Genomic DNA, 24,968 nt, shown 5'->3' with positions numbered 1-24,968 from the left:
TGTCGAGTAGCCGCAGCGCGGGGCCGAGCGGATTCGGACTCTTCTCGGCAAGGGCCTCAGCGGGCCAGGGCGCCCCGCCGTCCGCCTTCGTGGTCGGGATAGGGGCCGACGTCCTCGACGAAGAAGCAGGCGACACCCCGCAGCTCACCCCGGCGCAGGATGAAACGGTTGCCGTTGCCCGCCTTCATCGCCCACAGCCCCGCCCCTTCCAGACCTGTTCCCTCCAACGCGGTCAGCTCCAGCTCTGGCGGCACCGGGTCCTCGCCCAGCCGCTTGAGGAAACGGTCGGCGCGCACGCGGTCGTCCGGCGGCAGGCTGCGCGCGGCGCGGGCGTCGTAGCGGTCGCTCTTGACGTAGCGGGTCCCGGTTCCCTGGATGGGGCTGGACGGCCCGCCGGGGTCGGCGGCGGCGCGCTCCAGCATCAGCGCCCAGCGCGCGTCCCGCGCCATGGCCAGGGCGCGGCGGTGGACGGCGCGGCAATGCTCGGCCAGCTCGTGGAAGCGGGGCATCAGGTCGCGCTTGCGGAAGCCGACCTCCATCATGACACGCTCCACCGCCCCGTCCGCCGCGGCGCCGGAAGCGGGGATGCCGCGCGTCTCCAGCGCCAGCAAGGCGTCGATGCGCCGGTCGCGCTCCGCCGCCGCACCGGAAGCCGGAATTCCGCCCTGGCTCAGCGTCTGTCCGAGTTGCTCCACCGCCGCCTCGGCACGGCGTTCGGCCTCGGCGATGCGGAGGAGCACGTCATCCCGGCTGGTGGCGGTGGAAACGCTCAGCCAGCCCGCATCGAACAGCGCGGTCTTGTCGAGAAACAGATCCGGCACGATCCCCGTCAGCCGTCGGCGCGCATGCGCCCGACGATCTCCTCCAGCACCGCCTCGGCCTTGTCGTTGTCCACTTGGCAGGTGCCCGCGGCCTCGTGGCCGCCGCCGCCGTATTCCAGCATCAGCGGGCCGATGTTGGTCTTGGAGCTGCGGTTGATGATCGACTTGCCGCAGGCCAGCACCGTGTTCTGCTGCTTCAGACCCCACAGCACGTGGATCGACACGTTCGCTTCCGGGTACATGGCGTAGATCATGAAGCGGTTGCCTGCGTAGATGGTCTCCTCCCGCCGCAGGTCGATGACCACGACATTGCCGCGGATCGTGCTGCAGCGGGCGAGCTGGTCGGAGAACTTCGCCTCATGCTCGGTGTAGAGGTCCACCCGCTCCTTCACGTCGGGCAGGGCGAGGATCTCGTCGATGCCGTGGCTGCGGCAATAGTCGATCAGCTCCATCATCAGCTGATAGTTGGAGATGCGGAAATCGCGGAAGCGGCCGAGGCCCGTGCGCGCGTCCATGATGAAGTTCAGCAGGGCCCAGCCCTGCGGCTTCAGGATGTCCTCGATGCCGTACTGGGCGGAGTCGGCCTGATCGACCGCGGCCATCATCGCGTTGGAGATGGTCGGGAAGCGCTCCTTGCCGCCGTAGTAATTGTAGACGACGCGAGCGGCGGAGGGGGCGTCGGCCTCAATGATGTGGTTGTCGCGCTTGCCGACGCGGATCGTCTCCGACAGATGGTGGTCGAAGGCGAGATGGACGCCGGGCACATAGGGCAGATTGGTGGTGATGTCGCGGTCGGAAATCTCGACCTTGCCGTCCTGCATGTCCTTGGGATGCACGAACTTGATCTCGTCGAGAATGCCCAACTCCTTTAGGAGCACGGCGCAAACCAGCCCGTCGAAGTCGGACCGGGTGACGAGGCGGTATTTCGTGACGTCGGACATGCGGTTCCCCCTGATCGCCCCACAATCGGCAAGCAGGGGGAAAGTAGTCTTACGCCTTTCGTCACGCAACCGCGAACCGAGCCGTCTCCGCTCACCCCCAGGGGCTGCGCGGCATGAAGGAGGGACCGGCCATGCCGCGCAGGCGGCGCACCCGCTCCTCCATGTTCGGATGGGTGGAGAACAGGCTGTCGAGGCTGCGCCCGTGCAGCGGGTTGGCGATGAACAGGTGTGCCGTGGCCGGGTTGGATTCCGCCGCGTAATTGGGGATCTGGTGGGCGTAGTTGTGGATGCGGGTCAGCGCGTCGGCCAGCCACAGCGGACGCCCGCAGATCTCCGCGCCGATGCGGTCGGCCTCGTACTCGCGGGTGCGGCTGATCGCCATCTGCACGATCATCGCGGCGAAGGGGGCCAGGATGGCAACCAGGATGCCGCCGATCAGCCCCAGCGGGTTGCCGCCCTGCCCGTTCTGGCTGTTGCTCTGCGACGCGCCGAAGAACATGCCGAAGTTGGCGAGCATGGAGATGGCGCCCGCGATGGTCGCGGTGATCGTCATGATCAGCGTGTCGCGGTTCTTCACATGGGCCAGCTCATGCGCCATGACGCCGGCGATCTCCTCCGGGCTCAGCAGGCGCAGCAGGCCGGTGGTGGCGGCGACCGCGGCGTTCTCCGGGTTGCGCCCGGTGGCGAAGGCGTTGGGCTGGTCGTTCTCCATGATGTAGACGCGCGGCATCGGCAGGCCGGCGCGCTCGGCCAGCTGCTGGACGATGCCGTAATATTCGGGAGCGGTGTAGGCGTCGACCTCCCGCGCGCCGTACATGGACAGCACCATGTCGCCGGAGTTCCAGTAGCTGAACAGGTTCATGCCCAGCGCCATGACGAAGGCGATCATCATGCCGCCCTTGCCGCCGATCAGATAGCCGATGCCCATGAACAGGGCGGTCAGGCCGGCGAGGAGGATGGTGGTCTTCACGTAGCTGGTCATGGCGATGTTCCGGGCGATCTTCTGGACGGTTTCACTGTTGGTTGGACGAGATGGCCCCGGCGGGGCTTTCCGCCGGGCCTGTCTGGTGATATGGGCTTGGCGGAAGGCATCGTTCAAGATGGCCCGGCACCGCACCCGACCCCAGAGGACGGCCATGACCGAGACGAAGACCACCAGCCCGGCACCACAGGACACCCCGAAGCCCGACACCCCGAAGCCCGACGCCGAAACGACCCCCGAGACCGGCGCCAAGGGACCCGAGCAGATGCCCGGCGAAATCGGCGGTCCCCAGGGACCGGAGCCGACCCGCTTCGGCGATTGGGAGTTCAAGGGCCGCTGCTCGGACTTCTAAGCCGACACCCTTAGGATCAATTGCCTTCGCATTCCCGTTCGAGAATTGAATACATACGCATTCAGGACATAATACCTAGATTGTGCTTGATGTGTTCTGGTTCGCGCGCTACTCTGTGACCGGTTCGCCCTTTCGCGAACCGGTGCCCGGTGAGGTCGCGCCATGGGATCGCCCAAGTTCATCACCCCATGCCCGCCCCGCTCCACCCGGTTATGGCTGGCGTTTCTCTCCGCATTGCTGGCCGGCACCGTCCAGGCCGCTCCGCCCGCCCTGCCCGGCCCGATCCCAGCGGAGGTGTTGGAGGTTCTGGATGGCGACACGCTGCTGGTGCGCGCCACCATCTGGCTGGGTCAGGTGGTGGAAACCCATGTCCGGATGGACGGGCTGGACGCGCCGGAGATGCGCGCCCGCTGCCCCCGTGAGCGCGAACTGGCGGAGACCGCCCGCGACCACGCGCGCCGCCTGATCGGAGCCGCCCCGGTGCGGCTGCTCGACGTCCAGCCTGACAAATATGGCGGGCGGGTGCGCGCCCGCGTGCTGACCGGCGGAGGCACCGACCTATCGGCCGCGCTGATCGAAGCGGGGCTCGCCCGTCGCTATCACGGCGACCGGCGCCAACCCTGGTGCGACGGGACGGGCATGGGCTAACCCGGCTCCACCAAAGGATGATTCGGGAACCCGCCGTCTCGCTCCGCTGTTGCCCCTCCCACCAAGGAGGAGAGCGAACCATGACGACCCAGGCCTCGTCTTACGTCCCCGGCGCCATCGCCTTGCTGGCCGCCAGCCTCGCCCTGTCCGGAGCCGTCGTGGCGCAGGACGCCAAGACGATGGAGGGCGGTCTCGGTGCCGCCCCGCCGTCCCAGGGCGAAGCCTGGATGGAATCGACCGGCGCCCAGGACCCGACTCTGGGCGAGCGCCGCACCGAGAAGCAGAAGAACGCGGCGGAGACCCGCGCGCAGGGCCGCATCGGCTCCGTCCCCGACGCGGCGAGCGGCGAGTCCGGCCTGAAGCCCGGCACCGCCGAAGCCGTGAAGACCCAATCCGGCAGCGGCGCGTCCGGCGGATCGGACACCGCTCCCAGATAACGGCCCCAAAACGAAACCGGGGGCCACGAAGGCCCCCGGTCCGTAGACAAACCCCGATGAACGCCGCGATCAGGCGTTGTTCATGCGGTTCTCGATCAGGTCGGTCACGACGGTCGGATCGGCCAGCGTTGAGGTGTCGCCCAGGCTGTCGTGCTCGTTCGCCGCGATCTTGCGCAGGATGCGGCGCATGATCTTGCCCGAACGGGTCTTCGGCAGGCCCGGCGACCACTGGATCAGGTCCGGAGAGGCGATCGGGCCGATCTCCTTGCGCACCCAGGCCACCAGTTCCTTGCGCAGCTCCTCCGTCGGGCTTTCCCCGGCGTTGAGCGTGACGTAGGCATAGATGCCCTGGCCCTTGAGATCGTGCGGGTAGCCGACGACGGCGGCCTCGGCCACCTTCGGGTGGGCGACCAGCGCGCTTTCCACTTCCGCCGTGCCCATGCGGTGGCCCGACACGTTGATCACGTCGTCCACGCGGCCGGTGATCCAATAATAGCCGTCCGCGTCGCGGCGGCAGCCGTCACCGGTGAAGTAGTAGCCCGCGAAGGTCGAGAAGTAGGTCTGGACGAAGCGCTCGTGGTCGCCGAACACCGTCCGCATCTGGCCCGGCCAGCTGTCGGCGATGCACAGGTTGCCTTCCGTCTCGCCCTCCAGTTCCTTGCCGTCGTTGTCCACGACGACCGGCTTGACGCCGAAGAAGGGCTTGGTCGCCGAACCCGGCTTCTGGCCGATGGCGCCCGGCAGCGGGGTGATCAGGATGCCGCCGGTCTCGGTCTGCCACCAGGTGTCGACGATCGGGCAACGGCCATCGCCGACGACGTTGTAGTACCACAGCCAGGCTTCCGGATTGATCGGCTCGCCCACCGAACCGAGGATGCGCAGCGAGGAACGGGACGTCTTCTTTACCGGACCCTCACCCTCGCGCATCAGCGAGCGGATGGCGGTCGGGGCGGTGTAGAAGATGTTGACCTTGTGCTTGTCCACCACCTGCCAGAAGCGGGAGATGTCCGGATAGGTCGGCACGCCTTCGAACATCAGCGTGGTGGCGCCGTTGGCCAGCGGGCCGTAGACGATGTAGCTGTGGCCGGTGACCCAGCCCACGTCGGCGGTGCACCAGTAGACCTCGCCGTCCTTGTAGTCGAAGACGTACTGGTGCGTCATCGACGCGTAGACGAGATAGCCGCCGGTGGTGTGCAGCACACCCTTCGGCTTGCCGGTCGAGCCCGAGGTGTAGAGGATGAACAGCGGGTCCTCCGCGCTCATCTCCTCCGGCGGGCAGTCGGCGGAGACCGACGCGATCTCCTCGTGGTACCAGAGGTCGCGGCCATCGGTCCAGGCGACGTTGCCGCCGGTGTGCTTGACGACCAGCACATGCTTGACGCCCGGCGCCGCGGCGACGGCCTTGTCGGCGTTCGCCTTCAGCGGAACCTTGCGGCCGCCGCGCAGACCCTCGTCGGAGGTGATGACGAAGTGGCTGTCGCAGTCGACGATGCGGTCCTTCAGGCTGTCCGGCGAGAAGCCGCCGAACACGATGGAGTGGATGGCGCCGACGCGCGCGCAGGCCAGCATGGCGTAGGCGGCCTCGGGGATCATCGGCAGGTAGATGGTGACGCGGTCGCCCTTCTTGACGCCGTTCTTCTTCAGGACGTTGGCGAGGCGGCAAACCTGCTCGTGCAGTTCCTTGTAGGTGATGTGCTTGGAAACGCCCGGATCGTCGCCTTCGAAGATGATGGCGGTCTGGTCGCCGCGCGTCGCGAGGTGGCGGTCGACGCAGTTGGCGGACACGTTCAGCGTGCCGTCGTAGAACCACTTGATGTGGACATCGCCGGTATAGCTGACGTCCTTCACCTTGCTGTAGGGCTTGATCCAGTCGATGCGCTTGCCCTGCTCGCCCCAAAAGGCTTCCGGATCGTTGATCGATTGCTCGTACAGGCGGGCGTAGGCGGCTTCGTCCACGTAAGCGGTCTTGGCGATTTCCTGCTTAACAGGAAAAAACGAATTGTCGGACATTGGCTCGCGATTCCCCCGTAGTGCTTCTGGTTACGCCCTGAAGGGCTGTTGGGGAGCGGTTTCCGGCCGCCCCTGTTGCGGGACATTATCCACACAAGTTCCCGTCACCACAAGCAGAACGGCTGATTGTCCGCCCCCTCCATCGGGGCTTTCCGTTCCACTTTGTTGCAGCGCACCGCCCGTTCTTTTGAATTCACCGGCTTCCGCGGCGACACGACAGCGCGACTATTTGTCGCGCATAGCACGAAAGCATGAGAACGCCCCGCGGAGGGCCGCTTAACCCGGTCTTAACCGCCTCATCGTTAGCGTGCATGCTGTTCACCCAACAGCAGGGCACCGGCATGGCCAGCACGACCAACGCGGACGGCACCACCGGAAACGGCACGACTGGTGGCGGCGCCGGACAGGGCATGGAACCGGGCATGGAACTGGCCGGGCGCCTGTCGGAGATGGGCAGCCGCACCAGCCTGATGGTGATCGACGCTGCCCTGCGCACGGCGTCGCTGGCCGAGTTGGAGGCGTCCGGTTCGGCCGCCCTGGCCCCGTTCGGCGAAGACGCGGGCTTCGCCGGAGCCGCGGCGGAGATGCAGGCGCTGGCCCGCCGGATGCTTCAGGCCACGCAGGATTTCCAGGCGGCCATCTGCGAACCGGCGGACTGATCCGCCGCCGCAGACGGCCGCGTTCTTGATAGATCCAGGGAACCGTCAGGCCTCGATCCCGGCCAGCGCGCAGACATGCGCCCATTCGGCGTCCGACACCGGGCAGACCGACAGGCGCGACTGCTTGACCAGGGCCATGCCCTGAAGAAGCGGGTCGGCCTTCATCGTCTTCAGCGTGACCGGCGTCTTCACGGGCAGCAGCGCCCGCACGTCGACCATGCCGAAGCGCCCCGCCTCGTCGCTCGGGTCCGGGTAGTACTCCCGCGCGACCTCGACGACGCCGACCACCTCCAGCCCCTCGTTCGAGTGGTAGAAGAAGGCCCGGTCGCCGACCTTCATGGCCTTCAGGTTGTTCGACGCCTGATGGTTGCGCACGCCGTCCCAATGGGTGGAGCCGTCGGCGACCATGCGCTCCCACGAATATTTGAAGGGCTCCGACTTCAGAAGCCAGCGGGCCATCGCCGTCCGCCCCCGGTCAGGACTTCGGGTAGACCCGGCGCCACGCCCGGATCTCCACGCTCTCGAACAGCCCGGCCTGGGCGTAGGGGTCGTTGGCGGCGAAGTCCTTCGCGGCGGCCTCGTCGGCGCACTCCACGATCAGCAGGCTGCCGGCCATGCCCTGGCCATCGTCGGACAGCAGCGGGCCGGCGGCGAACAGGCGGTCGGCGTGCGCTTCCAGATAGGCCAGATGGGCGGGGCGGTTGTCGGTCCGCACCTGGGCGGCGCCGGCCTTGTCGGTGCAATGGAACATGTAGAGCATGGCTTGGGTCTCCCGTTCGGTTGGGCGGGAGCCTAGCGCAGCCGCGACCGCCGCGGAAGGTGCCGCGACGCGCGGCCTATCCGCTGGCGGTGGTGTCAGCGATGCAGCCAGAGGAAAGGCGCGCGCAGCGGCGGCGGACGGCCGAGACGTTCCGGACCGCCTTTGCAGCGGTTTCGTTCAGGCCTCGCGCTGTTTTCGCCCGTCCACGCTCCGCCCCGCGGCGGTCATCCGCCCGGCCTTCAGCAGTGCGGCGGCGCGGAGCGCCAGCAGGGCGAGCGGGTGCGGTGGGGCGAACATGAAACGGACTCCGATTGCGGCTAGGCCGAAGTCTTTCACATTATATCCGATGTTGCAATAATTACAGACTTGCTCATGATTTCCCGGAAAGCGAAGCGCCACCGGACGGCTCCCCGTGCGTCCGTCTCCGTGGCTCACCGTCCCGGCAAAGAAAAAGCCCCTTCCCGGCGGACCGGGAAGGGGCTTTCTGCTGATGCGACCGGGACCGCCGTCGCGGTCCGAAGCGAAGCACGCCCCGCTTCAGGTCGCTCCCTGGGGAGCGATCTGGCCTCCGGGCGCGACGCCCGGCTGGCCGGTGACCGGCTCCGTCGCATGGTGGGCGATGGCCGTCGGAGCGGACTCCGGGCTCATCAGCGACATGCTGACGGTCGGGGTCTTCCATTCCAGGCTGTCGAAGGCGCCGCAATGGCCGCACAGGCCGCCCCAGCTCGGGCTGACCGCGTTGCAGGCGGTGCAGGTCCAGGCCGCGTCCGCCGGGGCGTTGGCCGCCTGAGCCAGCCAGGCGCGCGCCGCCTCCTCGTCCTGCCGCTCCGCCCGCTCCAGCTCGGCCAGGAGTTGGAAGACGCGGCGGGAGGGCCGCATCTCCAGCGCCTTGGTCAGATGGGCGCGGGCCTCGCCCCACAGCTGGGCGTCGAGGGCGGCGCGGGCCACGGCGAGCAGCGACTCGACGTCGTTGGGGGCGTGGTTGCGCAGCTTCTCGAACATCTTCACCCGGGTCATCGGGTCGTAGCTGGAAACCACCTCCCGGTAGGCCGAGGTCAGATCCGGGTGCGGGTTGACGCGCCAGCAGCGCTCGAGGGTCTTGGCGGCGTTCTTGTGTTTGCCGATAGCCATCTGCAGCCGGGCCGCGCGGGCCGCCGCCGGGACGAAGCCGGACAGCAGGTCGTGCGCCGCCTGGGCGTGCGAGAGGGCCGAGTCGGACCGGCCGCGGCGCTCCGCCTCGAAGCTGCGCTCCAGAAGCAGGGTGGCGCGGTGGCGGCGGCCGTCATCGGGGTTGATGGCGCCGGCCTGCACGGCCTGCTGCAGCGTGCCTTCCGCCGCTGCCCATTCGCCCGAGCGGGCTTCCAGGTCGTACAGCGTGCCGAGCAGCCAGGGTGTGTTGGGCTGGAGCGACTGGGCACGGCGGGCGAGCTGCAGCGCCTCCACCCGGTCACCGGCCTTCAGCGACTGCGTCAGCAGGCCGCGCAGGCCGAGGAAGGCGGTCTCCGGCCGGTCGAGCATGGCGGTGAAGTATTCCTTCGCCGCGCGGTCGTCGCCCTGGAGCTGGGCGGCCTGGGCCGACAGCAGCATGGTCAGCGGCGGCTCGTTGAGCAGCCCGTCGGCCTTGCGCGCCATCTTGCGGGCGGTCGTGGCGTCGCCGGCGGCGACGGCGACCATGCCGCGGGTCAGCGCCTGATAGCCGCGCTCGCGCCGCCGCGACCGGCGGTAGCGGCCGAAGTTGCGCGGCGCGCCGAGGATGGCGCGGCCCAGCCGGTAGAGGACGATGCCCGCCGCCAGGGCGGCGATGCCGATCAGGATGGCGATGCCGAAGCCGGTCTCGACGACGTAGCCCTGCCAGTTGATGGCGACGGTGCCGGGGTGGTTGGCCAGCCAGACCGCGATCGCGACGACGATGGCGACCTTGATGATGAACCAGATGGCGCGTGTCATTGGGCCGCCCCCTTGACACCGGCGGACTGCGACAGCAGGCCGATGGCGCGGTTGGTGAGCTGCTGGCCGGCCTCGTTGGCGGCCAGACGGGCCTTGGCGTCGGCGATCCACGGGGCGGCGACCTGCGCCGCCGGACCCTTCAGGGCCGCCAGCTCCTTGACCGCGCCGCCGAGGTTGCCGGCCTGCAGGGCGGCTTCGGCACGGGCGACCACCGCCGAGACGCCGTCGCCGACCGCGTCGCCGCCCGAGCGGCGGACGGTGACCAGCGTGGCGATCTTGCCGGTGACCTGCTCCACCCAGTCGTTGCCCTCGCCCTGGTTGTCGGCGCGCACGATGTCGGAGGCCATGGCGGTGAAACGGTCGGTGAGCTGCGGCTGCGTCGGCACGCCCTTGGCGGCGTAGCCGGTGACGGCCTCCAGCGGCTGCGTCACCTGCGCATCGCCCGACGCCACGGCGCGGACGGCCTGGAGTTCCTGCTGGAACGGTTGCCCGGCGGCCAGGGCGGAGCGGAGCTGCCCGGCGGCGAGCACCAGCGCCTGGGCGGCGGTGGCGGCGTCGCGGCGGGTCTCCACCGCCTGGTTGACGGCGGCCAGCTCCTGCTTCAGCGCGTCCACCTCCTGGCGGATCTGCCCGGCGGCCTGGGCCTCGCTGCCCACGGCCTCGACGCGCTGCTGGACTTGGCCGAGCTGCTCGGTCAGCTGGGCCACACGCGGGTCGGGCTCGGCGGGGGCGGAGGCGGCGGCGGCCTGCGGACGCTCCTCAAGCTGCTGGATGCGGGCGGTGAGCTGGCCGACGGCGTTGTCCAGCGTCTGCTGGTCGATGCCGGCGGCGGCGTTGCCCTCGGCCGGGGCGGCGGAGCGCTGCTCCAGCTTGGCGAGGCGTTCGGACAGCTGCTGGATCTGGTTGCGCAGGGCCGGGTCGGGCTGCGGCGCTGGCGCCGTGGCAACCGGAGCGGCGGGACCGCCGGCGGTGGGCCAGCCGGGGACGCGCGGACCCCACCAGGGCTGCGAGAGGGCGGCGGCGCCAACCAGCAGGGCGATCAGCGAGACGGCGGTGGCGAAGCCGGCGCCGGACTTGCGCTCCTCGCGCGGCGCCTCGTAGCGCGGCGGCTCATAGGAGGAGGTGTAGGCGGGGGCGGGGGGTTCCACCGGCGGCGGTGTCTCGCTCTTGACCTCTTCCGGCTTGAAGGGATCGGCCTTGGCCTCCTCGATCCGGGTCTCCTCGACCTTGACCTCTTCGGAGCGGATCTCCTCGCCCTTGATCGTCTCGGCCTTCACGCCGTCGCTGGGCAGCGTGTCGGCGCCCGACAAAGTGGAGGGCGGCAGAGTGTCCGCGGCGGGCGGCAGGATGGAGGGCGGCAGGTCCGTGGCCGGCACCGGGCCACCGCCCGGCAGCGTGTCGGCGCCCGGCAGGGTGTCCTCGGCCTTGACGGGCTCGGCGCTTTCGGAGAGGGGAGCGGTCGACGCGATGACAGGGGCGTCCGGCGGCAGCGGGATCACCGACCCGGCGGCGTCGGGAGCGTTGCGGTCCTCGCTCGGCGTGGCGGCTTCCAGGTCGGCTTCGCTCAGCTTGATCCGGTGCTTGGCGGCGGAGGCGCGGAGATCGGCGTGGCGGGCCAGCGGAATGGCGCCGCGCTTCTTCCAGCCCTGCACCGTGGTGACCGGGATGTCCAGCTTGTGGGCCATGGGGCGGATGCCGCCGAAGCGTTCGATGATGCGCTCGACGGCGGGGCCGCCGCCCACTTGATTCTGGTCGGCCATCTGGTTCTGGGGCGTCTGGTTCTGGTCGGACGGCGTGTGGCCGTTCGGGTCAGCCTCGTGTTCGGAGCCTGGGCGAGAGGTCATTGGGTGCCTTCTGGTCGCAGTTGTTCTCAACGAACGCCACACAAGCCCCCAAGCGGATGCGCTCAAGCCCGGCCCGTGCCGCCGGATGCTTCCGGCAGCAGGCCGAGCAGAGAGTCCTGCTCCGGCCGTGGCGCCACCCGTACGTTCTGCCACGGTGTCACTCCCAGCTCACCGTACGCGCGGGCAGCCTCCGCGACCGCGGGGCTGAGGCAGAGCGCGTCCACTGTACGACAGCGGTCGATGAGCCCGGCCTCGGCGACAAGCCTAACAAACGAACGGGCGGTACGGGGAGAGAAAAACAACACGGCGTCCAGTGTTCCCGTACGCAACAGCGCCGCCGTGCCGTCCGACAGCCGCACGCTCGGAACGGCGTCGTACAGCGTTTCCCGCAGGATGGAAAATCCGGCCTCGCCCAGCAGCGCCGACAGGTCGCCGGCAAGCTTGGTTCCTGCGACATGAAGTAGCGGTCCCGCCGCTGCGCTGCAGCGTCGGCGCACCAGATCGGCCAGCGCGTACACGTCGCCGGACGCGCTTTCCACCCGCGTGAAACCGGCCGCGCGGGCGGCGGTCGCGGTGGCGTCGCCGACCGCATAGACCGGACGGTCAAGCCGGTTCGTACGTCTGGTGTAGCCCCGTACGCCGTTTGCGCTGGTGAAGAGGAGGGCCTGTACGTTCCCCATGTCCGGCTCCGGCCCGTCCAGCCAGCGGATGTCCAGCATCGGTTCCACCGACACGGCGAATCCCAGCGCGCGCAGACGGGCCGCCAGCGGCTCGGAATCCTCCGCCGGACGGGTGACCAGGAGGTGGGGGCCCGCCATCGCCGGCCGCCCGTCAGCTCTTGAAGAAGTCGGGCGGCAGGACCGCCTTGATCTCCGCACCGGCGTCGGCGCCGATGGCGGCGGCATCGCTTGCGTTGCCGCTGCGCTCGGCCCGGAAGACCTGCCGCCCGTCGTTGGACAGCACCTTGGCCTTCAGGTGCAGCCGGTCGCCGTCCAGCGTGGACAGAGCGGCGATGGGGGTGCGGCAGGAGCCGTCGAGCATGGCGAGCAAGGCGCGCTCCGCCGTCACGCGGGCCGCGGTGGCGGCGCAGTTCAGCGGGGCGAGCAAGGCGCGGGTGGCGTCGTCGGCGCTGCGGATCTCGATGCCGATGGCGCCCTGGGCGACGGCGGGAAGCATTTCGTCATGCTCCAGCACGGCGGTGATGCGGTCGGTCAGGCCGAGACGGCGCAGCCCGGCGAGCGCCAGCAGGGTGGCATCGACCTCCCCGGCCTCCAGCTTGGCGAGGCGCGTCTGCACGTTGCCGCGGAAGGGCACGACCTTGAGGTCGGGGCGCCGCTCCAGGATCTGGGCCTGACGGCGCAACCCGGCGGTGCCGACGACGGAGCCGGCGGGCAGCGTGTCCACCGTGTGTCCGCCGCGCGAGAAGAAGGCGTCGCGTGTGTCCTCGCGCGGCAGGAGCGTGGCGATCTCCAGCCCCTCCGGCATCCAGGTCGGCACGTCCTTCATCGAATGGACGGCGAGGTCGGCGCTGCCTTCCAGCAGCGCGTCCTCCAGTTCCTTGGTGAACAGGCCCTTGCCGCCGGCCTCGGCCAGCGTGCGGTCCAGGATGCGGTCGCCGGTCGTCTTGAAGACGACGATCTCGATGGCGCCGGGGGCGGCCAGATGCGGGTGCGCCGCGATCAGCCGGTCGCGGGTCTCGTGGGCCTGCGCCAGCGCCAGCGGGCTGCCGCGCGTGCCGATGCGGAGCGGTTGGGTCATGAGGCCAGTGTTCTAGGCGATCCACCGCGGTTTGCAAGCCCTGGTGACGGGCGTGCTACTCTTTGGTGAAACACTTTGCTGCGCGTCTCAGGATGCGCGCCGCGCCGTGACGATCATGCGGCGGCTGTCCACCGTCCAGGCGGCGTCTTCGAAATCGCCGGCCAGCCGTTCGATCGCGAATCCGGCGCTTTCCAGCATCAGCTCCAGCTCGTAGCGGAAGATCATCCGCCAGGTGAAGCCGTATTCGGTCACCACGATCTTGCCGTCCGGCAACAGCTCGTCGTACCAGCCGTGGATGCGCTGGCACTGCTCCTCGTCGAGGCGGGAGGCCATCGTGTTGCGGATGTAGCTGTTGCCGTTGCGCGGGCTACGCCGCGGCTCCGACGGGCTGGGCTTCGTCTCGGCGTCCATCGGCAGCGTCAGCGGATTCATCACGTCCAGCGCCAGCGTGCCGCCCGGCGCCAGATGGGCGGCGGCGGCGGCCAGCGCGCGGCGCTCCGCCGCCAGTTCCGGGATCAGCATCAGCACGTTGAAGGGAATGACGGCGAGCCGGAAGTCCCGCACCGGCAGATCGAGCGCCGTGGCGTCCTGCCGCACCGGATGGACGCGGGCCTGCACCTCCGGCGCCTCGCGCGCCAGCTTGGCGCGGAGCTGGTCGAGCATGGCGGCGGAAACGTCCACCGCCCACACCTCGTGCCCGGTGCGGGCCAGCGGGATGGTCAGGCGCCCGGTGCCGCAGCCGATCTCAAGGACCGGGCCGCCGGTCTCCGCCGCGCGCTCCTTGTAGAAGGGCACGTCGCCCAGCATGCCGAGCCGGGCGAGCGTCGCGGCGTGCTCCGCCCGCGCCTCCCCGATCTCCAGCGACGGATAGTCGCCGTCGTAATAGACGATGCTGGCGTCGTCGTCGGGGACGTCTTTGTTCATGAAGGTCGAAACCCTGAGGAATCCGGGTCAAGACCCTATACCAGAGCGGTGGAGACGGCTAGTTTGGCGGCCATGATCGTTCTTGGAATCGAAACGAGCTGCGACGAGACGGCGGCGGCCATCGTGACCGACGCGCGGGAGATCCGCGCCGACGTGGTGCTGTCGCAGCTGGACGACCACACGCCCTATGGCGGGGTGGTGCCGGAAATCGCCGCGCGCGCCCATCTGGAGCATCTGGACGGGCTGATCCGCCGCGCCATGGCCGACTCCGGGCTGGGCTTCGCCGACATCGACGCCGTGGCGGCGACCGGCGGGCCGGGGCTGATCGGCGGGGTGATCGTCGGAGTGATGACCGCCAAGGCCATCGCCGCGGCGCGCGGACTGCCCTTCGTCGCGGTGAACCATCTGGAAGGCCACGCGCTGACCGCCCGGCTGACCGACGACGTGCCCTTCCCCTACCTGCTGCTTCTGGTGTCCGGCGGGCACTGCCAGCTTCTGGTGGTCGAGGGGGTGGGCCGGTACCGGCGGCTCGGCACCACCATCGACGACGCGGTGGGGGAGGCGTTCGACAAGACGGCCAAGCTGCTCGGCCTCGGCTATCCCGGCGGGCCGCTGCTGGAGAAGGCGGCGGCGCTGGCGACGAATCCGGGCCGCTTCGACCTGCCGCGCCCGATGGTCGGGCGCCCCGGCTGCGACTTCTCCTTCTCCGGCCTGAAGACCGCGGTGCGGCGCCATGTCGAGGAGCTGGGGATGCCCCTGTCCGGGGAGGATCAGGCCGACCTCGCCGCCGCCTTCCAGACCACGGTGGCCGAGGTGATGGCCGACCGCTGCGCCCGCGCCATGCGCCAGTTCAAGGAGATGCACCCGCAGAGCGGCGCCCTGGTGGTGGCCGGCGGCGTGGCGGCCAACAAGACGCTGCGCGCCCGCCTGCAAAAGCTGGCCGACCGCGAGGGCATGCCCTTCGTGGCGCCGCCCGCTGCGGCTGTGCACCGACAATGCGGCGATGATCGCCTGGGCGGGGATCGAGCGATTGCGGCTGGGCCAGACCGACCCGCTGGACTTCGCGCCGCGCCCGCGCTGGCCGCTCGATCCGACCGCGAAGCCGGCCATCGGCAAGGCCGGGGTCGGCTCCGGCGTGAAGGCGTGAGGATGATTTCGGCATGGCCCTGACCTTCCGCACCGCCGGGCGCGACGACGTGCCGGCGATCGTCCGGCTGACCGCCGACGACGCCCTGTCCACGGGTGGCGACGTCTACGGCGAGCCGCTGGACCCGCTCTATTGGGACGCCTTCGACCGCATGGCGGCGCAGCCGGGCAATGCCATCGTGCTGGCGGAGCGGGACGGGCGGATCGTCGGCTGCTTCCAGTTCACCGTCACCCACGGGCTGGCCCGCCGGGGGGCGGCGCGGGGCGACGGTGGAGGCGGTGAAGGTGGACAGCGCGCTGCGCGGCCAGGGCATCGGCAGCGCCATGATGCGGCACGCCATCGCGCTGGCCCGCGCCGAGGGCTGCGTGATGGTGCAACTGACCAGCCAGACCCGGCGCACCGACGCCCACCGCTTCTACGAGCGGCTGGGCTTCCGGGCGAGCCATGTCGGGATGAAGCTTCTGCTGACGCCGGAGGCTTGACCGTCCGGGTTGCGGACGGGGGACGCTCCGCCTAAACAGGCGGGCAAAACCTTACAAGGCACATCTTACAATCGGGGGCATTCATGGCGGCAACGGACTTCCGGCGCATCGGCGTGATCGGCGGCGGGGCCTGGGGCACGGCGCTGGCTCTGGCCGCCCTGCGCGCCGGGCGGGAGGCCCTGCTGTGGGCGCGCGAGCCGGCGGTGGTCGAGTCGGTCAACGCCGCACGGGAGAACCGCGACTATCTGCCGGGCGTGACCCTGCCCGCCGAGTTGCGCGCAACCGGCGACTTGGCCGAGGTTGCCGCCTGCGACGCCATCCTGCTCGTCACCCCTGCCCAGCATCTGCGCAGCGCCTGCGCCGGCCTCGCAACGCATCTGCGGCCGGGCACCCCGCTGGTCATCTGCGCCAAGGGGATCGAGCTGGACAGCCACGCGCTGATGAGCGAGGCCGCCGCCGCCGCGCTGCCGGTGGGCACCCCGCTGGCCGTGCTGTCCGGTCCGACCTTCGCGGCGGAGGTGGCGCGCGGCCTGCCGACCGCGGTGACGCTCGCCTGCGCCGACGCCGCGCTGGGCGCCCGGCTGGTCGAGGCGCTGGGCAGCCGCACCTTCCGCCCCTACCTGTCCGACGACGTGGTGGGCTCGCAGATCGGCGGGGCGGTGAAGAACGTGCTGGCCATCGCCTGCGGCGTGGTGGAGGGCCGCAAGCTGGGCGACAACGCAAGGGCGGCGCTGATCACGCGCGGGCTGGCGGAGATCACGCGGCTGGCCCTGGCGCTCGGCGGACGGCCGGAGACGCTGATGGGGCTGTCCGGGCTGGGCGATCTGACGCTGACCTGCTCCAGCCTGCAATCGCGCAACATGTCGCTGGGCGCCGCCCTGGGCGCCGGCCGGACGCTGGCCGAGGTGCTGGCGGAGCGCCGCTCCGTCGCCGAGGGCGTCTACACCGCCGCCGCGGTGGTCGGGCTGGCCGGGGAGAAGGGCGTCGACATGCCGCTGTGCGCCGCCGTGGACGCCATCCTGAACCACGGCGCCGGGCTGGACGCGACGATCGACGGGCTGCTGTCGCGGCCGTTCCGCGAAGAGGGACGCTGAGGGGCGTCGTCTTTTTCACCGCGAAGACCCGAAGGCGCGAGGGACCGCAGGAAGGGGCCTCCGCGCCTCTGTGGCGAATCGGCCCCGAACCCTACGCATTGCCCAGCCGGGCGCCGTCCAGAATGGCCTCGTCGAAGATCGCGCTGCTGCGGTCGCAGCCGGTCAGGTCGGCCAGCGTCAGGTCGCAGCCCTTCATGTTCGTCGCGCTGAGCGAGGCGCCGGCCATGCGGGCGCGCACCAGCGAAGCGCGCATCACCTTCGCCCCGGCGCTGATCAGCAGCATCCCCAGGTTGGCCCCGTCCAGACACCCGTCGATGAGGATCGCGCGGTCCAGCTTCGCGCCGCGCAGGTCGGCGCCGCGCAGGTCGGCGGAGCGCAGATCGGCGCCGTCGAACTGGGCCGCCTGGAGCTGCGCGCCGTTCAGCCGGGCGTGGCGCAGCCGAACGCCGGAGCCCTTGGCGAGCGTCAGCACCTTGCCCGACAGGTCCGCTCCGTCGAGGTTCAGGCCGGTCAGGTCGAGCTGGCGCCCCTTCTGGCCGCTGGTGCCGAGCCACAACAGGTGCTGGTGCAGCAGGATCTCGATGTCCGCCGCCGGGATTGCCGGATGGGCGGGCTCCGCCGCCGGGTCCTCGTCCGGCTCCGGAATCGGCTGGGGCATCTGGGCCGCCACCGCCGCTTCCTCGTCGGTGCGGATGGAGGTGACGAGGTCCAGCTCCGACACCTTGGCACCGTCCAGGATGGCGCCGCGCAGGTCGGCGCCGTTCAGGTCGGCCCCCTGGAGGTCGGCGCCGGAGAAGTTGCAGTCGCGCAGGTCGGTGCGCTGGAGCCGCGCCCCCGACAGGCGGGAGTTGGTGAAGTCGGCCGCCCGCGCGAAGCTGCCCGACAGCTTGGCCCGCGCCATGTCGGCGTTGGTCAGCTTGGCCGAGGCCATGTCCGCCGGTCCCGGCTCGAACCCGACCACCTTCAGCTCGCCGGACGCGCTGCGGTTGGCGACGCTGCCGTCGCGCAGGTCGACCTCCACCATCACCGCGCCGTCCAGGATGGCGCCGCGTACGTTGGCGCCGCGCATGTCGGTGCGGTAGAGCCGCGCCTCCGTCAGGTCGGCGCCGCGCAGGTCCGCGCCGTAGAGGTCGGCGTGGTCCAGGATCGTTCCCTGCATCCGGGCGTCGCGCAGGATGGCGCCGGACAGATGCGCGCCGGTCAGGTTGCGGCCCGACAGGTCGAGCCCGGTCAGGTCGAAGAAGGGCAGGTTGGCGCGGGCGCCGTTGGGCCGCCCCTCGGTGAAGCGGACATGGCGCTCGCACACCCGGTCCAGCTGCTCCTGGCTCAAGCGTATCCGGGACTTGTGGGAGCCGTCGTTCGCCATCGGCGCCTCAGGCGAACAGCGCGTCGATGTCGGCCTGCGAAATCTCGCTGCCGCCGCCCGACGGTTCGGGCGCCGGGGCGGCGGGTCGCGGGGCCGGCTTCGCAGCGGCGGGAGGCGGAGACGGAGGTGGAGGGGGCGGTGCTGGCGCCTCGGCCGGTTCCGCCCGTTCCAGCACCTGGGGGATCTGGGTGGCCAGCGTGTCGAACAGGGCGTCGATGTCGTCCTGGCTGACCTCCGGCCCGCCGAGCTGCGGGCCGTTCAGCAGATGCGCGTCGGGCCGGGTGTCGCCCAGCTTACGGTGGGACGCTCCCTCGCCCATGGACGCGGTTTCCGAGGCGGTGGCGATGCGGTCGACGCCCCAGATCTCGATCATCGTGTTCACGCGCTGCTCGATGTAGCGCAGCGTGTTGACCACCTTGGTGGTGCGCTGACCGGTGATGTCCTGGAAGGCGCAGGCGGTCATGATCTCGATGCTCCAGGCGTCGATGGCGTCGACCATCTCCGCGATGTCGGGATCGGTGCGCGGGATGCCCTGGGTGATCTCCTGGATCTTCTCGGTGGCGTTCAGGATGTCGGTGGTGGCGCGCTCGGTCGCTGCGACGATCTCGTCCAGCTCGCCGGTCGCCGCCTCGATGCGGTTCGAGCCGGTGTCGGCGGGGCGCAGTGCGGCGATGTCGCTGCGCGTCTCGCGCACCACCTGGGTGATCGACATCAACTCCTGCTGAAGCTGCAGGCCATCCCCCAAGCCTTGCCCCACCCCGCCACCCGGCACCGGACGGGGCAAGGCGCCGGGGTCCACCCCGCGCAGCCGGTTGACCTGCTGCTCCAGCGCGCCGGTCAGCCGGTGGAACTCGTCCACCGCGACCACGCGGGATCGTCGGTCGCGCATGCGCAGGAACGCGCGGCCGCGCGCGGTCTGCGACAGCGCCTCCTCCATCTGGAGGTAGTCATGCTCGGTCAGTTCCATCAGAGGAACGTCGCTCATCGTCGTCACCGTCGGCGGGCCGCTGTTGAGAATCCGCCATGGAGGAAAGCACGTCTTAGGAAAACTGAGGTTACACCAGACATGGCCTGGATTTCAGACAAATCCTGCACATCTCTGCCTCGCAGATCCCGCTGAACAAAGTCTTAATGAAGTCATGGGCGGTGCCTCGATGCCGCACCCCGCCATCATGCAACCAATCATGGAGAACACGCATGGGAGCCAATCAAGGGATGAGGCCGGGAACGGAGGCCGCACCACGGCATCAAGGATTCTCCCGCCGCCGCCGCTGCCCTATACTCCTCCGCCCCGTCGCGGTGCGCGGTGGGGCAAAGGGGGCGCAGGCTTGATCCGCCAGCGCCCTTCGCCCACATCAGCCGCGCCAAGCCCGGCATGCCAGGCTCGGACAGGCACAGCCGCTTGAGCACGGTTCGGAACAACAGGAACGGGGACAAGATGCCGATGAGGACGACGCTTCGGTTCGCGGCGCTTCGGTTTGCGGGGGCGGCGTGCATGGCCGGGCTTTTGGGGATCGGCGTTCCGGGCGCGGGTCTGGCCCCCGCCGCCGCGGCCCTGCCCGCCGGGGTCACCGGGGTGACGACCATCGCGCCGATGCTGGAACAGGTAACCCCCGCCGTCGTCAACATCGCCGTCCTGTCGCGGGCGCCGCAGGCCGAGAACCCGCTGCTCCGCGACCCCTTCTTCCGCCGCTTCTTCAACGTTCCAGAGCAGCAGGCCCGCCCGCAGGTCAGCGCCGGGTCGGGCGTGATCGTGGACGCGCGGCGCGGCTACGTCATCACCAACGCCCATGTGGTGGAGAACGCGCAGGAGATTGCCGTCACCCTGAAGGACCGCCGCCGCCTGCGCGCCAAGTTGGTCGGGCGGGACGCGGCGACCGACATCGCGCTGCTGAAGATCGAGGCGGAGAAGCTGACCGCCCTGCCCTGGGGCGATTCGGACCAGCTCAAGGTCGGCGATTTCCTGGTCGCCATCGGCAACCCCTTCGGGCTGGGCCAGACGGTGACCTCCGGCATCGTCTCGGCGCTCGGCCGCAGCGGTCTGAAGATCGAGGGATACGAGGACTTCATCCAGACCGACGCCTCCATCAACCCCGGCAATTCCGGCGGCGCGCTGGTGAACTTCAACGGGGAGCTGGTCGGCATCAACACTGCCATCATCGGCCCGGCGGGCGGGTCGGTCGGCATCGGCTTCGCCGTCCCGGTCAGCATCGTCCGCTCGGTGATGGAGCAGTTGGTCGAGTATGGCGAAGTGCGGCGCGGCCGGCTGGGTGTCTCCATCCAGGACCTGACCCCCGATCTGGCGGACAGCATGAATCTGGCCGGCGACGCCGGGGCGGTCATCGCCCAGGTGGAGCGCGGGTCCGCCGCCGACCGCGCCGGTTTCCGCAGTGGCGACGTGGTGACCGCGGTGAACGGACGCCCGGTGCGCAGCGCCACCGACTTCCGCAACCGCATGGGGCTGGTGCGGGTCGGCACGCCGCTTCAGGTGACCGTCCTGCGCGGCGGCAGCGAGCGGGTCCTCAACGTTCGCACGGGGAATTAGACCCGGCGCGCCAGAGCATGATAACCAGTTCCTGATGATCGGCCGCCCCTCCCCTCCCCGCCGGCAGGCACCGCCCGCCCCCATGGTCAGCGCGGCCCAGCGCCAGCGCGAGGTCGCCCGCATGCTGATGCGGCTCGACGACATGCTGAAAAAGTGCGCGGATCTGGCGGCGGCGGCGCGGGAGCGGGTGTCGGTCGGCGGGATGGGCCGCTACCGCAAATTCTCCCGCAAGGTGCGCGACTTCTTCTCGCTGGCGGCGGTGACCCAGGAACGGCTGGACGCCGCCCCGTCGGAGATGGAGGAGCTGATCGGCCCGATGACCACCGCGCTGGAACGCCTGCACGCCCGCATGGTGATCCTGTTCGTGGAGGAGAGCCTGGGCTTCTTCAACACCTTCGCACGGGTCAAGGCACTGCCCATCGGCACCCATGAGACGGTGGGGGTGGAGTTCCGCGCGCTGATGGAGATCCGCAAGTTCCTCGACGACCCGCTCTACGACGGGGAGCGTGGGCAGGGCCTGCGCAAGCAGACGGACCGCGTCGCCGTGCTGATGCGCGCGGTGATGGACCGCTGCCCGCCCCTGCCCGACTTCGGCGACGAGCAGAGCATCGGGCCGCGGGGCACGGTGAACAAGCCGCTGCGCCCGCCGCGCGCCGCCGCGCCTCCCGCCGCGGGCCGGGCGGCGGAGCCGCGCCCGCTGCCGCAGCCCGATCCGCGACTGGAAGTCCGTCAGCTGTCCCTGGACGACGAGGACTGACGATCAGCCTTCCGCCCGATCAGCCTTCCGCCGTCGACGACTGGCGGTGGTGGCTGTGCGCGTCCACGCCGCGCAGATGCTCGGCGGCCTCGTGCAGAGCGCGCTCGCTGGCGCTGTCGGGGGTTTGCAGCCCGGCCTCCGGACCGGGGACGGCGTCCTCCTCGGCGATCTCGCGGGCGGCCTGCTGCCAATGCTCGATGTGGCGCCCCTCGGGACGGCCCTCCCGCTCCCAGATGGCATGAGCGCGCTCGCGGACGCGGGGGTCGTCGGGGCCGGTGTGATGCTCCATGGCGCTGTCCCTCCTCGGCGGTCTGCATTCATGACCGTCAACAGGCGGAGCGGCGCGGCGTGCCGCAAACCTTCCCGCTACAGCCAATAGAGCGGGCTGACTCCGAACAGCCAGGGATGCACGGCGATCATCGCGGCATAGGCGGCGAGCGCGCCCAGAACACGGTCCCAGCCGATCTCTCCGGGACGGAAGCTTTGGCGTCCGGCCAGGATGGCGGCGAAGGGAAGCGCGGAGGTCTCTGCCCGGTAGGCCCGCCCGGCAGCACCGCGGCGCAGCAGCCAGTCGTTCTTGACCATGGCGAACAGGGCGATGGCCGCCATCGCGACGAACAGCACGACCCGCCGCCCGTCCCCGGTGGCTTGCAGATGCAGCAGCGCCCACAGCAACAGCCCCATGCTGCCGGGAAAGCGGGTGATCCGGTAGATGCCGCGCGGCGGGTTGGGGGCGTCGGGCTCGCCGGCCTTGCTGGTGACGCGGGCGGCGATCAGCAGGAAGGACAGCGGCATCAGCGCGACGACGAGCGGCGGCGCCCATCCGGCGGGAAGGAACAGCGGCTCTCCGCCCCCGGCCTCGCGGTAGGCCCAGACGAACAGGCCGAGCGCCAGCAGCGAGCCAAGCGAATGCAGGGCGACGAACCCGCCCCGTCCCATCCGGGCGATCAGCCACGGCCGCACCCCCGGCCAGGACGGCACGGCGTGGGTGGCGAACAGGAACAGGGCGGCGAGGAGAAGGTCGGTGGTCATGGGCCGCAAGGAAACACCGCTTTGCCGGACGGAGTCTTGATGAACGTCAAGCATACGGCACCGAAAGCAAACCGCGTCCGGGTGTGGCGCAGGCCACAGCGGGGATGGGCGGCGGGGCGTACTGTCTGGTCATCGAACAGGCCGGGCCCCGACGCAGACGGAACCGGCAGTCAAATCCTCCAGAAGCCAACTCCCCCAGACACCGGAAGGAAACCACACCATGCGCCGCATCACCCTGATCGCCGCCGCCGTCGCCGTCCTGTGCTCCGCCCCGGCCTTCGCCGGCGACCTGATGACCGGCGGCATCCCGATGGGCAGCACCAGCAACCTGGGCGTCATCTCCAACACCGCCGCGGGCATCCAGAACAAGGCGCAGCAGCAGGTCTTCGGCGTGCAGGCCGGTGGCGGGCTGGCCGGGCCCTTCGGCACCGCCTCCAACCTGGGCAACGTCTCCAACCTCGCCGCCGGCGTCGGCAACAAGGCCAAGCAGCAGGTCTTCGGCGTCCAGACGGGCGGGATGGGCGGCGGGGTGAAGACGCCCTTCGCTCTGGGCGGCTTCAACAGCAACGCCGGCAACGTCAGCAACAGCGCGGTCGGCATCGGCAACACCGCCCAGCAGCAGGTCAAGGCCATGCAGTTCGGCGCGCCGGGCGCCCTGTTCAACCAGAACCTCGGCACCGTCTCCAACCTCGCCGCCGGCATCGGCAACAAGGCCCAGCAGCAGGTCATCGGCATCCAGAAGTAAGTTCCTCCTCATCCCCCCTCCCATCCAGGCAGACCTGCGGCCGGGGCACTCCCCCGGCCGTCTTTTTTGTGCGCAAGCGGGGCGTTTCCCGGCGCGGATGTGCGGACAAGGAACCTTCCACCCGGCGGCGCGTTGGAGCGGCGTTCACTCTCCCGCGGCCGTGCGCCGCGGTCATTCGGGAAGCCGCAGCATGAACCGCAACAGCACTTCGACATTCGGATGGCCCAGGGTGGGATGGAGGGCCGCCGTCATCCTGTCGGCGTCGGTCGGTCTGGCCGCCTGCGCCGGCAGCGTGCCACCGCCGACCGCCCAGCTCGGCGCCTCGGCGCAGGCCATCCAGCAGGCCGAACGGGCCGGCGCCCTCCAGCACGCCCCCGCGGAGTTCCAGTCCGCCCGCGAGAAGCTGGCCGCCGCCGACGCCGCCATGCGCGAGGACGAGCGGACCCAGGCCCGCCGCCTCGCCGAACAGGCGCAGGCCGACGCCGAACTCGCCACCGTGCGCTCGCAGCGCGCGACGGCGCAGCAGGCCGCCAGCGCGGTGCGCACACTCGCCAACCCCAACGCCGGCCTGCCCAACACTGGTATGCCGGGCGCTTCGGTTCCGGGCCGGGCGCCCGCCGCCTCCGCCACCGCTCCCCTGGCCCCGTCGGGCATGAGCGGAACCTCGACTTGGGACTCCCCGCGCACGCTGGAGGGCACGCCGTGATGCACACCACAAGGAAGTCCCAAACGGTGAGGAAAAGCCTGGTTCTGGCGTCGCTCGGCGTCGTCGCCCTGTCGCTCGGCGCCTGCGCCACCCCGGACGACACCCCGGCCCTGGCCCAGGCGCGCCAGTCCTATTCCGGCGCCGCCGCCAACCCGCAGCTGGCGAGCAACGCCACGCTGGAGCTGCGCCGCGCCGAAGAGGCGCTGCAGCGCGGCGAGCGGGCGCGCAGCGACGGCAACACCGCGGAGATGGACCATCAGGCCTATCTCGCCAACCGGCAGCTCCAGATCGCCCAGGATGTGGCGGCGATGAAGGGCGCGCAGCAGGTCGTCGCCAACGCCGAGACCTACCGCCTCCAGGACCAGATCCGCGCCCTTCAGGCGGAGCGGACGGAGCGCGGGCTGGTGATGTCGCTGGGCGACGTGCTGTTCGCCACCGGCAGCGCGCGGCTGACCTCCGGCGCCGACGCGCGGCTGGGGGAACTCGCCAACTTCCTCCAGCGCAACCCGGAACGGACCGTCCGGATCGAGGGCTACACCGACACCACCGGCTCGTCGGCCACCAACCTGCGCCTGTCGGAGGAGCGGGCCATGGCGGTGCGCGACGCGCTCACCGCGCGCGGCGTCAACCCCAGCCGCATCGCCGCCCAGGGCCTGGGGTCGGCCCAGCCGGTCGCATCCAACAGCACGGAGTCGGGACGCCAGCAGAACCGGCGGGTGGACATCGTGATCTCCGAGCCGGGCTCGGTGGCGGAGACGCGCTCCTGACGGGCCATGCTGCGATTTGACGCACATTGCGCTTGAACAAGAACGGGCGGGCCGGAAACGGCTCGCCCGCTTCTATTCCGGCCTGATTTCGGTCGTTTTTCCCGTTCCGACTTTCCCGTCCCGCATCACCATTGCGCCGGAAGCGCGGTCATTCGGAAAAATTGTCTCGAATGCAGAGCAAAATCAATGCTTCTTTACCTTTTACGGTATGTGGTTTTACGATGCGCGAACATGAGTGACCACA

At 70.2% G+C, this 24,968-nt stretch carries 26 protein-coding genes and 1 pseudogene; 12 read left to right on the top strand and 15 right to left on the bottom strand.

Going from position 1 to position 24,968, the window contains the following annotated elements:
* Positions 1–56 precede the first annotated feature (56 nt).
* The 3 genes from H1Q64_RS06140 to htpX form a co-directional block, all read right to left on the bottom strand.
* On the bottom strand, positions 57–821 hold the full coding sequence (locus H1Q64_RS06140) for a hypothetical protein (protein ID WP_237904801.1): 765 nt from the start codon (positions 819–821) through the stop codon (positions 57–59).
* 8 nt (positions 822–829) lie between these two features.
* Positions 830–1,762 carry an exopolyphosphatase gene (locus H1Q64_RS06135; protein ID WP_237904800.1) on the bottom strand — a complete coding sequence of 311 codons (933 nt, stop codon included), beginning with the start codon at positions 1,760–1,762 and terminating at the stop codon, positions 830–832.
* Between the two features lie 91 nt (positions 1,763–1,853).
* Positions 1,854–2,744: a zinc metalloprotease HtpX gene (gene htpX / locus H1Q64_RS06130; protein ID WP_237904799.1), complete on the bottom strand. Its 891-nt coding sequence runs from the start codon at positions 2,742–2,744 to the stop codon at positions 1,854–1,856.
* 154 nt (positions 2,745–2,898) lie between these two features.
* Between htpX and H1Q64_RS06125 the strand changes: the two genes are divergently transcribed.
* The 3 genes from H1Q64_RS06125 to H1Q64_RS06115 all read left to right on the top strand — a co-directional run bounded on the left by H1Q64_RS06125 (position 2,899) and on the right by H1Q64_RS06115 (position 4,181).
* Positions 2,899–3,096 carry a DUF1674 domain-containing protein gene (locus H1Q64_RS06125; RefSeq protein ID WP_237904798.1) on the top strand — a complete coding sequence of 66 codons (198 nt, stop codon included), beginning with the start codon at positions 2,899–2,901 and terminating at the stop codon, positions 3,094–3,096.
* Between the two features lie 162 nt (positions 3,097–3,258).
* Positions 3,259–3,744 carry a thermonuclease family protein gene (locus H1Q64_RS06120; protein WP_237904797.1) on the top strand — a complete coding sequence of 162 codons (486 nt, stop codon included), beginning with the start codon at positions 3,259–3,261 and terminating at the stop codon, positions 3,742–3,744.
* A gap of 80 nt (positions 3,745–3,824) precedes the next feature.
* Entirely contained in the window at positions 3,825–4,181 is a 357-nt protein-coding gene (locus tag H1Q64_RS06115) for a hypothetical protein (protein WP_237904796.1), read from the top strand.
* Positions 4,182–4,250: 69 nt separating this feature from the next.
* Here H1Q64_RS06115 and acs read toward each other — a convergent pair whose 3' ends face one another.
* The gene (acs, locus tag H1Q64_RS06110; RefSeq protein WP_237904795.1) at positions 4,251–6,191 is read right to left on the bottom strand and encodes an acetate--CoA ligase; all 1,941 of its coding nucleotides are present in this window, start codon (positions 6,189–6,191) and stop codon (positions 4,251–4,253) included.
* A 311-nt stretch (positions 6,192–6,502) separates the two neighbouring features.
* On the opposite strand from acs, the gene H1Q64_RS06105 reads away from it, so the two are divergent.
* Positions 6,503–6,850: a hypothetical protein gene (locus tag H1Q64_RS06105; protein ID WP_237904794.1), complete on the top strand. Its 348-nt coding sequence runs from the start codon at positions 6,503–6,505 to the stop codon at positions 6,848–6,850.
* A 45-nt stretch (positions 6,851–6,895) separates the two neighbouring features.
* Here the strand turns inward: H1Q64_RS06105 and H1Q64_RS06100 are convergent, their stop codons facing one another.
* The 7 genes from H1Q64_RS06100 to H1Q64_RS06070 form a co-directional block, all read right to left on the bottom strand.
* Positions 6,896–7,309, bottom strand: coding sequence for an EVE domain-containing protein (locus H1Q64_RS06100; protein WP_237904793.1), 414 nt, complete (start codon positions 7,307–7,309; stop codon positions 6,896–6,898).
* Between the two features lie 16 nt (positions 7,310–7,325).
* Positions 7,326–7,610: a YciI family protein gene (locus tag H1Q64_RS06095; RefSeq protein WP_014238599.1), complete on the bottom strand. Its 285-nt coding sequence runs from the start codon at positions 7,608–7,610 to the stop codon at positions 7,326–7,328.
* Positions 7,611–8,147: 537 nt separating this feature from the next.
* Positions 8,148–9,557 (bottom strand): heme biosynthesis protein HemY, encoded by a 1,410-nt coding sequence (locus H1Q64_RS06090; RefSeq protein ID WP_237904792.1) that lies wholly within the window; start codon positions 9,555–9,557, stop codon positions 8,148–8,150.
* Positions 9,554–11,401 carry a mitofilin family membrane protein gene (locus H1Q64_RS06085; protein WP_237904791.1) on the bottom strand — a complete coding sequence of 616 codons (1,848 nt, stop codon included), beginning with the start codon at positions 11,399–11,401 and terminating at the stop codon, positions 9,554–9,556. Before H1Q64_RS06085 ends, H1Q64_RS06090 begins: the two co-directional genes overlap by 4 nt.
* Positions 11,402–11,463: 62 nt before the next feature.
* Positions 11,464–12,219, bottom strand: coding sequence for a uroporphyrinogen-III synthase (locus H1Q64_RS06080; protein ID WP_237904790.1), 756 nt, complete (start codon positions 12,217–12,219; stop codon positions 11,464–11,466).
* Positions 12,220–12,232: 13 nt separating this feature from the next.
* Entirely contained in the window at positions 12,233–13,159 is a 927-nt protein-coding gene (gene hemC, locus H1Q64_RS06075) for a hydroxymethylbilane synthase (RefSeq protein ID WP_237904789.1), read from the bottom strand.
* A gap of 87 nt (positions 13,160–13,246) precedes the next feature.
* Entirely contained in the window at positions 13,247–14,083 is an 837-nt protein-coding gene (locus H1Q64_RS06070) for a class I SAM-dependent methyltransferase (RefSeq protein ID WP_237904788.1), read from the bottom strand.
* Positions 14,084–14,155: 72 nt separating this feature from the next.
* Here H1Q64_RS06070 and tsaD point away from each other — a divergent pair.
* The 3 genes and pseudogenes from tsaD to H1Q64_RS06055 all read left to right on the top strand — a co-directional run bounded on the left by tsaD (position 14,156) and on the right by H1Q64_RS06055 (position 16,806).
* Positions 14,156–15,230: pseudogene (tsaD, locus tag H1Q64_RS06065) on the top strand (tRNA (adenosine(37)-N6)-threonylcarbamoyltransferase complex transferase subunit TsaD).
* Between the two features lie 278 nt (positions 15,231–15,508).
* Complete coding sequence (locus H1Q64_RS06060) at positions 15,509–15,712, top strand: GNAT family N-acetyltransferase (RefSeq protein ID WP_237904787.1); 204 nt, start codon at positions 15,509–15,511, stop codon at positions 15,710–15,712.
* An 83-nt stretch (positions 15,713–15,795) separates the two neighbouring features.
* Positions 15,796–16,806, top strand: coding sequence for an NAD(P)H-dependent glycerol-3-phosphate dehydrogenase (locus H1Q64_RS06055; protein WP_237904786.1), 1,011 nt, complete (start codon positions 15,796–15,798; stop codon positions 16,804–16,806).
* A 91-nt stretch (positions 16,807–16,897) separates the two neighbouring features.
* Here H1Q64_RS06055 and H1Q64_RS06050 read toward each other — a convergent pair whose 3' ends face one another.
* Complete coding sequence (locus H1Q64_RS06050; RefSeq protein WP_237904785.1) at positions 16,898–18,136, bottom strand: pentapeptide repeat-containing protein; 1,239 nt, start codon at positions 18,134–18,136, stop codon at positions 16,898–16,900.
* A 43-nt stretch (positions 18,137–18,179) separates the two neighbouring features.
* The gene (locus H1Q64_RS06045; protein WP_237904784.1) at positions 18,180–19,157 is read right to left on the bottom strand and encodes a protein phosphatase CheZ; all 978 of its coding nucleotides are present in this window, start codon (positions 19,155–19,157) and stop codon (positions 18,180–18,182) included.
* Between the two features lie 510 nt (positions 19,158–19,667).
* Between H1Q64_RS06045 and H1Q64_RS06040 the strand changes: the two genes are divergently transcribed.
* Together H1Q64_RS06040 and H1Q64_RS06035 are read left to right on the top strand one after the other, a co-directional pair.
* A complete protein-coding gene (locus tag H1Q64_RS06040; RefSeq protein WP_237904783.1) occupies positions 19,668–20,717 on the top strand; it encodes a Do family serine endopeptidase in 1,050 nt (349 codons plus the stop codon).
* Positions 20,718–20,751: 34 nt separating this feature from the next.
* Positions 20,752–21,474: a hypothetical protein gene (locus H1Q64_RS06035; RefSeq protein ID WP_237904782.1), complete on the top strand. Its 723-nt coding sequence runs from the start codon at positions 20,752–20,754 to the stop codon at positions 21,472–21,474.
* Positions 21,475–21,493: 19 nt separating this feature from the next.
* Here H1Q64_RS06035 and H1Q64_RS06030 read toward each other — a convergent pair whose 3' ends face one another.
* Complete coding sequence (locus H1Q64_RS06030; RefSeq protein ID WP_237904781.1) at positions 21,494–21,763, bottom strand: DUF2934 domain-containing protein; 270 nt, start codon at positions 21,761–21,763, stop codon at positions 21,494–21,496.
* Between the two features lie 77 nt (positions 21,764–21,840).
* Positions 21,841–22,506 carry an NnrU family protein gene (locus H1Q64_RS06025; RefSeq protein WP_237904780.1) on the bottom strand — a complete coding sequence of 222 codons (666 nt, stop codon included), beginning with the start codon at positions 22,504–22,506 and terminating at the stop codon, positions 21,841–21,843.
* A gap of 220 nt (positions 22,507–22,726) precedes the next feature.
* On the opposite strand from H1Q64_RS06025, the gene H1Q64_RS06020 reads away from it, so the two are divergent.
* The 3 genes from H1Q64_RS06020 to H1Q64_RS06010 all read left to right on the top strand — a co-directional run bounded on the left by H1Q64_RS06020 (position 22,727) and on the right by H1Q64_RS06010 (position 24,724).
* A complete protein-coding gene (locus H1Q64_RS06020; RefSeq protein WP_237904779.1) occupies positions 22,727–23,251 on the top strand; it encodes a hypothetical protein in 525 nt (174 codons plus the stop codon).
* A 229-nt stretch (positions 23,252–23,480) separates the two neighbouring features.
* A complete protein-coding gene (locus tag H1Q64_RS06015) occupies positions 23,481–23,957 on the top strand; it encodes a DUF4398 domain-containing protein (protein ID WP_237904778.1) in 477 nt (158 codons plus the stop codon).
* 26 nt (positions 23,958–23,983) lie between these two features.
* Positions 23,984–24,724 (top strand): OmpA family protein, encoded by a 741-nt coding sequence (locus tag H1Q64_RS06010; protein WP_237904777.1) that lies wholly within the window; start codon positions 23,984–23,986, stop codon positions 24,722–24,724.
* Positions 24,725–24,968 lie beyond the last annotated feature (244 nt).

It is taken from the genome of Azospirillum brasilense (assembly GCF_022023855.1).
Lineage (GTDB): Bacteria > Pseudomonadota > Alphaproteobacteria > Azospirillales > Azospirillaceae > Azospirillum > Azospirillum brasilense_F.
Note: the sequence above shows the minus strand (reverse complement) of the source record. Positions and strands in the feature narration are given on the sequence as shown.

Bases quoted from the DNA above. Each gene is read 5' to 3' on its own strand.
- H1Q64_RS06095 (WP_014238599.1), bottom strand. From the start codon at position 7,610: ATGCTCTACATGTTCCATTGCACCGACAAGGCCGGCGCCGCCCAGGTG.
- H1Q64_RS06035 (WP_237904782.1), top strand. From the start codon at position 20,752: ATGATCGGCCGCCCCTCCCCTCCCCGCCGGCAGGCACCGCCCGCCCCC.
- H1Q64_RS06030 (WP_237904781.1), bottom strand. From the start codon at position 21,763: ATGGAGCATCACACCGGCCCCGACGACCCCCGCGTCCGCGAGCGCGCT.
- H1Q64_RS06025 (WP_237904780.1), bottom strand. From the start codon at position 22,506: ATGACCACCGACCTTCTCCTCGCCGCCCTGTTCCTGTTCGCCACCCAC.
- hemC (WP_237904789.1), bottom strand. From the start codon at position 13,159: ATGACCCAACCGCTCCGCATCGGCACGCGCGGCAGCCCGCTGGCGCTG.
- H1Q64_RS06085 (WP_237904791.1), bottom strand. From the start codon at position 11,401: ATGACCTCTCGCCCAGGCTCCGAACACGAGGCTGACCCGAACGGCCAC.
- H1Q64_RS06070 (WP_237904788.1), bottom strand. From the start codon at position 14,083: ATGAACAAAGACGTCCCCGACGACGACGCCAGCATCGTCTATTACGAC.
- H1Q64_RS06120 (WP_237904797.1), top strand. From the start codon at position 3,259: ATGGGATCGCCCAAGTTCATCACCCCATGCCCGCCCCGCTCCACCCGG.
- H1Q64_RS06090 (WP_237904792.1), bottom strand. From the start codon at position 9,557: ATGACACGCGCCATCTGGTTCATCATCAAGGTCGCCATCGTCGTCGCG.
- H1Q64_RS06105 (WP_237904794.1), top strand. From the start codon at position 6,503: ATGCTGTTCACCCAACAGCAGGGCACCGGCATGGCCAGCACGACCAAC.
- htpX (WP_237904799.1), bottom strand. From the start codon at position 2,744: ATGACCAGCTACGTGAAGACCACCATCCTCCTCGCCGGCCTGACCGCC.
- H1Q64_RS06055 (WP_237904786.1), top strand. From the start codon at position 15,796: ATGGCGGCAACGGACTTCCGGCGCATCGGCGTGATCGGCGGCGGGGCC.
- H1Q64_RS06020 (WP_237904779.1), top strand. From the start codon at position 22,727: ATGCGCCGCATCACCCTGATCGCCGCCGCCGTCGCCGTCCTGTGCTCC.
- H1Q64_RS06040 (WP_237904783.1), top strand. From the start codon at position 19,668: ATGGCCGGGCTTTTGGGGATCGGCGTTCCGGGCGCGGGTCTGGCCCCC.
- H1Q64_RS06100 (WP_237904793.1), bottom strand. From the start codon at position 7,309: ATGGCCCGCTGGCTTCTGAAGTCGGAGCCCTTCAAATATTCGTGGGAG.
- H1Q64_RS06125 (WP_237904798.1), top strand. From the start codon at position 2,899: ATGACCGAGACGAAGACCACCAGCCCGGCACCACAGGACACCCCGAAG.
- H1Q64_RS06135 (WP_237904800.1), bottom strand. From the start codon at position 1,762: ATGTCCGACGTCACGAAATACCGCCTCGTCACCCGGTCCGACTTCGAC.
- H1Q64_RS06080 (WP_237904790.1), bottom strand. From the start codon at position 12,219: ATGGCGGGCCCCCACCTCCTGGTCACCCGTCCGGCGGAGGATTCCGAG.
- H1Q64_RS06115 (WP_237904796.1), top strand. From the start codon at position 3,825: ATGACGACCCAGGCCTCGTCTTACGTCCCCGGCGCCATCGCCTTGCTG.
- H1Q64_RS06045 (WP_237904784.1), bottom strand. From the start codon at position 19,157: ATGAGCGACGTTCCTCTGATGGAACTGACCGAGCATGACTACCTCCAG.
- acs (WP_237904795.1), bottom strand. From the start codon at position 6,191: ATGTCCGACAATTCGTTTTTTCCTGTTAAGCAGGAAATCGCCAAGACC.